The sequence below is a fragment of the Sporosarcina sp. P29 genome, from assembly GCF_002743265.1.
Classification (GTDB): domain Bacteria; phylum Bacillota; class Bacilli; order Bacillales_A; family Planococcaceae; genus Sporosarcina.
The window spans coordinates 1-7,814 of the sequence record NZ_PDYX01000039.1 but is presented as its reverse complement, the minus strand read 5'-3'; the positions used below and the strand labels follow the sequence as shown (position 1 = coordinate 7,814).

Here is a 7,814-nt window from a genome sequence, read left to right as displayed (position 1 = left end):
GTTATTCTGGTTGTGGTTCTAATAGGAAGAAGATCAGGACATCGTGATAGCTAGTATGTATTTCTTGAAAAAGAAGTGTAGGAACTGCCATTCACACTATCTAACGAAGGCGCCTGCTGTGGTAGGCGTAGCGACGAGACAAAGACAGGCGAACTTCCCTGTCTCTGGCTCCTCGCGAAAGCCATCCACCAGCGCCGTAGTGGGGACAATGGACTTGCCACTTACATAGACAGCTAAACCACAAACTACTGATCAAACAAGAAGCAGAAAATGCACGTGCAAGAACCACAACCCATTGCCGCTTATTACGTACTTTAAACAGAAACGTAATCCGACAGCACTTCAACGAGTAAAAACAACAACCCGAACTGCCCCACACCCAATCCAACGAAGGCGCCTGCTGTGGTAGGCGTAGCGAGGAGACAAAGACAGGCTTTGTCTCTGGCTCCTCGCGAAAGCCATCCACCAGCGCCGAAGTGAGGACAATGGACTCGTCACTTACATAGACAGCTAAACCACAACCTCCTGATCAAACAAGAAGCAGAAAATGCACGTGCAAGAACCACAACCCATTGCCGCTTATTACGTACTCTAAACAGAAACGTAACCCGACAGCACTTCAACGAGTAAAAACAACACCCCAAACAAAAAAAAACGACCCAGAGCATGAAACACCCCAGAATCGTCTTAATTAATTACATAGGCGTACGGTCGAACCTCCGGATGACTTTGTACAACTCTTCCGACTGCTCCTTTAGCTCCAACGCCTTGTTTTTCGTTTGGTCTATCGACGCCACCTGCTCTTCAGTGGCCGCACGAACTTCTTCTGCACCAGCTGACGTATGCTCTGCGATCGTCGCTACTTCCATCGACTGCTTAGCCGTATGCTCGATCGTTTGCATTTGATCGCCAACGATTTGACCAATTTCTTCTACATAAAGGGCCATCGTCTGGATAGTGGCGGTCATCGTTTCAACGTTTCCGTTTGTTTTCGTCGCACGTTTGGCCTCAGTGGATGCCGTTTCTACTTGCTGTTTCATTTCAGCGACGACTTGTTTGACATCTGATTGGATCGTTTGAACAAGCCCAGAAATCATCTGAACGGCTTTTGCACTTTCATCCGCTAAATTGCGGACTTCTTCTGCGACGACAGCGAAGCCTTTACCGTGCTCCCCTGCTCGCGCTGCTTCTATAGATGCGTTAAGCGCAAGTAGATTTGTCTGACCCGCGATGTTGCCGACGAGTTCTACGATTTCACTGATTTTATGAGCATTTTCATCGAGTACTTGTATCGTTTCCAATGAATGCTCGCTTTGATTGCTCATCTGATGAATACCCGCTAATACCGATTGGAAGATCTCTGTAGTCGCGTGTAATTCCTTTAACATTACTTTAGATTGCTCGGATGATTGCCCTGCTCGATTATTGACTTCCACTGCCAGTTGCCGAATGTCTTCTATCGCATTGACTGTTTCGCGAATCGATTCGGAAGTGTTTTCTGCGCCATCGGAAATTTCACCAATCGTGCGCGCAATGGCGTCGGATTGACCGGATGCAGCGCTTGTCTCTTTCGTCAATTCATCGACGGATTGGGCAGTAGCTTGGAAGTTGGATTCGATTTGTTCAATAATACTACGCAAATTGACGACTACTTGCTGGAATGCTTTGGAAACGGAATGAATTTCATCCGATGAGTTCGGTAGTTGAATATCCGTACCAATTTTCCCATCTGCCACTTTCATAGCAGCAGTTTCCAAACGTTGCAATGGCTTGGTTAAAATAGTGCTGAACATGGCTGCTAAAATACCTGACCACATAATGCCCATCGCGTATGTAAGCAGTTGAAAAACGAATGGACGTACATTCGGGAAAAACGTTGGCTGTACCCAGTTAATGAATACCGCACTCGTCGTATACGTGATGACTGCAAGAATAACGATAAATAAGACAAGTTTCGCTCGTAGCCCTACTTTTTTCGGTTCTTTCATAAGTTCCCCTCCGCTTGCTTTCGGATGACGGAGTTAATGAGTTCTGTCAGCTCATGAAATGTCGTGCGGTATGTTTCTAGATCTCCACCATATGGATCATGTACATCAAGACCTGCCATTGTACCCGCGTATTCTTTTAATGTAAACACTTTTTCTTTCATTGCAGGATACCAATTATGCAGAATATCTCGATGGTTTGCTGTCATCGTTAACACAAGATCAGCCCACTCCATATCAGCAGATTTGACTTCATTAGAATAGGGAGTGAATGGAATTTTTTCTTCCGTCAGCAACCGTGCTGAGTTCGGGGAAATCGGCAAGCCATCTATCGCATGAATACCTGCTGATTTCGCCGTAATGCCTGGCATGTTGGCATGATTGACTAATGCTTCTGCCAAAGGACTTCTACATGTGTTGCCTGTACAAATAAAATAAATATTCATTTTCTTCACCTACTTTACAGAATAACGGATTTATGAGAAAAAAGAAACACTTTTTCAGAAAAATAAGGACAATACGCCCATACATATGAATACAATACCTGCTAATCGGCGAATAAACGTGCCATTAATTACACGCAAGCGGCCTGTGTACAATAAAGCGATTGCCGAAAATATGATCGAAAAGAAGCCCGACGCCAAAGCAAACAGCCATTTATTCAGCTGCATCATACCAAATGTCACACTCACTCCGAATGCATCTATGCTGACGATCAGCGCTAAGAAAAATGGGGAGATTTTATTAACCACTGATGGCTCTTCACTGTCCGAGAGGAGAATGTGAAGACCTATGAGTGAAAGCAATACACCCGAGAGCGCATGACCCCACCCCGCGAAAATGGTCATCACCCATTCCCCTGCGTAGAAACCGATGAGCGGCAGCGACACATTCAGTATAGTAGTCCACAGCATGATCATCAAGCGACCTCGCCGTAGCTGAAGTAATGTATAGACGATCAGGATATCGACCGTTGTAATGATAGCCGCTATGATTTCTATCAAAAAAGTAGCCCCCTCGCAATTCTCGCATCTACTAATCTTATGCGGGTGCTAAAGGGGGCTATTCCTCATTATCGAAATGTTACTCGGTGAAACGCTTGCCGTCCGATGCTTTATCGAGACGATTCATAACCGCTGCACCGATACCCGAATGATCGGTCTCAATTGCGAGGATGATATCTGCCTCTGTATTGTCGCATTGGCGAATCGCTTTGTAGAGACTCGACGCCATCGCTTCACGACTGTTGATAGAACCAGTGGAAAAGTACCAATCCGCACGTTCTGTGTATAACTCATCAGGTCCGATGATCGCGACTCGTTTATTTTGTTGATGAATAGTATCTAGCGCATGCGCAATAGAATTCGCATTCGGCTCGATGATGAAAAGCGGTGCTTCAGGCGCATAATGAGCATATTTCATGCCTGGCGCACGTGGTGTTGCTGTTTGATCTGTAGGTAGCGTCGCCATATGAACGGTGCCAATTAACTCTTCCAGCTGCTCTTTCGTAATGCCGCCCGGACGCAAAATGACAGGCGGTGTGACCGTGATATCCAAAATAGTGGATTCAAGGCCTACTCCTGTCTCCCCGCCATCTAAAATCAGCGGAACTCTACCAATTAAGTCGTGATAGACATGATCCGCTTCCGTCGGGCTTGGCTTCCCGCTACGATTTGCACTCGGTGCCGCTAAAGGCTGATCCAGTTTGCGCAGTAATGCCAATGCTATCGGGTGGTCAGGCATACGGATAGCTACTGTATTTAGTCCCGCTGTCACGACATCTGCAATGACTCCAGGCTTTCTCTCCATAATTAACGTCAATGGTCCCGGCCAAAATGCTTTCATTAGTATGTCTGCAATTTCAGGAATATCTGTTGCGTATTTCTTGATGTCGGACTGATTCCCAATATGTACGATCAGCGGATTATCCGAAGGTCTTCCTTTTGCCTCAAAGATCCGCTGTACTGCTTGCTCATCTGTTGCAATGGCTCCTAATCCGTAAACTGTTTCAGTCGGGAAGGCAACTATCCCCCCAGAATTGAGGATATCCACAGCTTGTTCATAGATTCTATCGTTATCCACTTGGTTATCCACTGTTTCTTGCAAAGTGTCCACTTGCTCAACCCCTCTTTATACACATTTTATCGATTTTATCCACAAAAATTGTGAATATGTTCATTCGAACAGCGACTTTATCCACTCCCAAATGAAGAATGTAACAGGTTCTTGTTCTTCTGTTTCAGTCACTGTAGCTTCTTCAGGGAAACAAACATTAGGAAACAATGAACACCACCAATTATCGCCTCGGCCCGCACCGATTTTCACGACATATGCATCGTATACATCTTGCGGCTGAATGAAATACCCTACCCGTTTCGGTGGAATCACTGCGGCACTATGCTCAAGCGTTACGTGAGCACCGTTTACTTGTGCTTTTGCGATTTCAAGAAGCGCTGGTTCTAACATTTGAAGCTTATCATTAATTTGCTGCGTGTTCGTAGATTGATTGATTGCCTGCTCAAGTAATGGTGCGATTTTCTCTTGAACATCTCGTTTCACTTGTTGATCCGCTACAGTATTAGAGTTTGCAAGAATGCGAAATTGCGTCGCTTCACCCGCAGTTGCCTGTTGACCGAATACAAGCAACACCGCTTGTATAGTAAGTAATATAAGTACAAATTCTATAAATGCCACTAGTTTCGAAGTTTGAGTCGGTTGTTCGTTAATTGGATAATCTTGTAACATGTCATCCCCTCCTGCACTCTATCTTGACCCGCAGGAAGGGATTTTATTCATTGAATCTCACAAAATATCATTCGATCTTTTTTATTGATGTCCTGAATGATTTCCACAGTCACTTGCGGAAAGGATTTCTGCAAGTATCCTTGCACGATCAATCCTTGCTGATAGCCGATTTCGAAACCGATGAGCGCAGGACGATTCATCAAAGGAGATAAGTTCTCTGCTAGTCTTCGATAAAAGTAGAGACCTTCTTCTTCAGCGAATAACGCCGTTTGCGGTTCGAATTCGTAAACAGTTGGTGACATAACGGATTTTTCATGTTCTGCGATGTAGGGCGGATTGGATAGGACGATATCCCATTTCTGTTGTTTCAACGGTACTTCCATATCCCCTTGCATAAAGGTTATATCCGCTTCATTCCGCTCTGCATTGCGTTTCGCAACTTCAAGCGCCGATTCACTGAAATCAGTGGCGGTCACTTTTGCAGTCGGTCGTTCTTTTTTGAATGCCACGGCAATGGCTCCACTACCCGTTCCAATATCCGCCACGTGAATGACTTGATCTCCGAATAATTGATTCGCTCGTTGTAATGCATAATGGACAAGTTCTTCCGTTTCAGGACGCGGAATCAAGACGTGTTCATTGACTTCGAATGAATAACCGTAAAAAGACTCTTCACCAAGAATATATTGAATCGGCTTACCAGTTAGTAATTCCGTGATAATTGCCCAGAACTGTGAATCCATTTCATGCGAAATAGGATCACGAAAACTCGCCAAATAATTCGCCTGACTCATTCCTGTGACCGAATGCATAGCTAATTCAGCCGCATGCGCGTCCATTCCGCGTTCCTGTAGCAACTGCTGCGCTCGTTGCACGGACGCAAATAGTGTTTCAGTCATTGCGATCCAAGCTTTCCAAGCGATGTGCTTGTTCTTCTATAATTAACGCATCGATTACTTCATCCAATTTCCCTTCTATAATCTGATCGAGTTTTTGGATGGTCAAACCGATTCGATGGTCCGTCACACGATTTTGCGGGAAGTTATATGTGCGAATACGCTCGGAACGGTCTCCTGATCCAACGGCCGTTTTCCGCTTTTCATCGTATTCCGCTTGCACTTCTTGCATAAACTTATCGTAAACACGTGCACGCAAGACTTTCATCGCTTTTTCTTTATTTTTAATTTGAGATTTTTCATCTTGAATCGATACCGTCGTCCCTGTCGGCAAATGCGTCAGACGCACAGCAGACATCGTCGTGTTGACGGATTGTCCGCCCGGTCCAGATGACGCGAATGTATCGGTCCGGATATCTTTGTCATGAATCTCAATTTCTACTTCTTCTGCTTCAGGCAGGCAGGCAACAGTAGCAGTCGACGTATGCGTTCGTCCACCCGATTCCGTTTCCGGTACACGTTGCACGCGATGCGCTCCGTTTTCATACTTCAACTTGGAATAAGCACCTTTGCCATCGATCATGAAAATGATTTCTTTAAATCCGCCAAGTTCAGTTGGGGATGAATCAATCACTTCCACTTTCCAATGATTCATTTCCGCGAACCGTGTATACATACGATACAGACTACCAGCAAATAAAGCTGCCTCGTCTCCGCCCGCTGCGCCTCGGATTTCCATGATGACACTTTTATTGTCATTCGGATCTTTTGGAATCAATAATACTTTTAATTGTTCTTCAAGAGACTCGATACGGTCTTCGAGTTCATCGATTTCCATTTTCACTAATTCTTTCATTTCATCATCAAGTGGCTCATCTTGCATTTCTTTTGCATTGTTATATTGAGTGTAGACATCTTTGTATTCACGGTATACTTCGACCGTATCTTGTAAATCAGATTGTTCTTTTGAATAGCTTCGTAATTTATCCAGATCATTGACGATTTCGGGATCACTAAGTAGTTCATTGAGTCGATCATAACGGTCTTCTACTGCTTGCAGTCTATCGAACATAGTCGGTTCACCTCTTCTGAAATAATGAATTATATACTAGTATATAACAGAACCGTCTATCCTTACGTGCGTAAGGATAGACGGAATGATGTTTATTTTACATACTGCGCGCGGCTGACAGGCACTTCGTGGTGCTGACGGCAACGTGGTTCGTATGCTTCGGACGCACCGACCAGAATAATTGGATCATCTTGGCATGCGGGTTGTCCATCTATCAATCGTTGTGTTCGGCTTGAAGGTGATCCGCAAACGGTACAGACCGCTTGAAGTTTTGTCACCAGTTCCGCTACCGCCATTAGTTCCGGCATCGGCCCAAACGGTTCGCCTTTGAAATCTTGATCGAGTCCTGCCACGATCACGCGAAATCCGCGATCTGCTAGTTCGATCGCGACATTTATAATATCTTCATCAAAAAATTGTGCTTCATCAATGGCGACCACATCGAAATCATCTGATACGAGATTCGGTATTTCACTCGCTTTGGAAATAGGATTGGCAATAGTTGAAGCACCATCGTGGCTGACCACAGCTTCCTCGCTATACCGATCGTCAATGGCCGGTTTGAATACCGCAATCTTTTGTTTGGCAAATTCTGCCCGACGAATCCGGCGAATGAGCTCCTCCGATTTACCTGAAAACATACTGCCGCAGATGACTTCCATCCAGCCGCCTTGCATTGTAACGTACATGGTCAATCTCCTTTCACTGATCGTGCTTTATGTATGTGGGTTTTTGAGTGGTGTTGCGGGTGTTGCGGATACTGCGGGTAGAGCTGTTGGCGTGCTTTTATGAGCGGGTAACTGCTTGGATAGAGCGCTTGACGTGTGACTATGAGCGGGTAGCTGCTTGGATAGAGCGCTTAGCGCGATACTATGAGCGGGTAGCTGCTTGGATAGAGCGCTTAGCGTGATACTATGAGCGGGTATACGTACAGTTTGAGCGCTTTACGCACAACTATGAGCGGGTACACACAGTTTGAGCGCTTTACACGCAACTATGAGCGAATACACGCACACATTGAGCACTTTACACGCAACTATGAGCGAATACACGCACACATTGAGCACTTTACACGCAACTATGAGCGAATACACGCACACATTGAGCACTTTACAC

The 7,814-nt window shown here is 45.2% G+C and carries 8 protein-coding genes; all 8 read right to left on the bottom strand.

Annotated elements, in window-relative coordinates:
* Positions 1 to 695: 695 nt before the first annotated feature.
* Complete coding sequence (locus tag CSV68_RS16240) at positions 696 to 1,988, bottom strand: methyl-accepting chemotaxis protein (protein ID WP_099634579.1); 1,293 nt, start codon at positions 1,986 to 1,988, stop codon at positions 696 to 698.
* Complete coding sequence (locus tag CSV68_RS16235) at positions 1,985 to 2,431, bottom strand: low molecular weight protein arginine phosphatase (protein WP_099634580.1); 447 nt, start codon at positions 2,429 to 2,431, stop codon at positions 1,985 to 1,987. Before CSV68_RS16235 ends, CSV68_RS16240 begins: the two co-directional genes overlap by 4 nt.
* 54 nt (positions 2,432 to 2,485) lie before the next feature.
* The gene (locus CSV68_RS16230; RefSeq protein WP_099634581.1) at positions 2,486 to 2,989 is read right to left on the bottom strand and encodes a manganese efflux pump MntP; all 504 of its coding nucleotides are present in this window, start codon (positions 2,987 to 2,989) and stop codon (positions 2,486 to 2,488) included.
* A 79-nt stretch (positions 2,990 to 3,068) separates the two neighbouring features.
* Entirely contained in the window at positions 3,069 to 4,100 is a 1,032-nt protein-coding gene (locus CSV68_RS16225; RefSeq protein WP_099662644.1) for an L-threonylcarbamoyladenylate synthase, read from the bottom strand.
* 60 nt (positions 4,101 to 4,160) lie between these two features.
* Positions 4,161 to 4,730, bottom strand: coding sequence for a stage II sporulation protein R (locus CSV68_RS16220; RefSeq protein WP_099662643.1), 570 nt, complete (start codon positions 4,728 to 4,730; stop codon positions 4,161 to 4,163).
* Positions 4,731 to 4,777: 47 nt separating this feature from the next.
* The gene (gene prmC / locus CSV68_RS16215) at positions 4,778 to 5,629 is read right to left on the bottom strand and encodes a peptide chain release factor N(5)-glutamine methyltransferase (protein ID WP_099662642.1); all 852 of its coding nucleotides are present in this window, start codon (positions 5,627 to 5,629) and stop codon (positions 4,778 to 4,780) included.
* Positions 5,622 to 6,698 (bottom strand): peptide chain release factor 1, encoded by a 1,077-nt coding sequence (gene prfA / locus CSV68_RS16210; RefSeq protein WP_099634585.1) that lies wholly within the window; start codon positions 6,696 to 6,698, stop codon positions 5,622 to 5,624. Before prfA ends, prmC begins: the two co-directional genes overlap by 8 nt.
* A 92-nt stretch (positions 6,699 to 6,790) precedes the next feature.
* Positions 6,791 to 7,387, bottom strand: coding sequence for a thymidine kinase (locus tag CSV68_RS16205; RefSeq protein WP_099634586.1), 597 nt, complete (start codon positions 7,385 to 7,387; stop codon positions 6,791 to 6,793).
* Between the last annotated feature and the right edge of the window lie 427 nt (positions 7,388 to 7,814).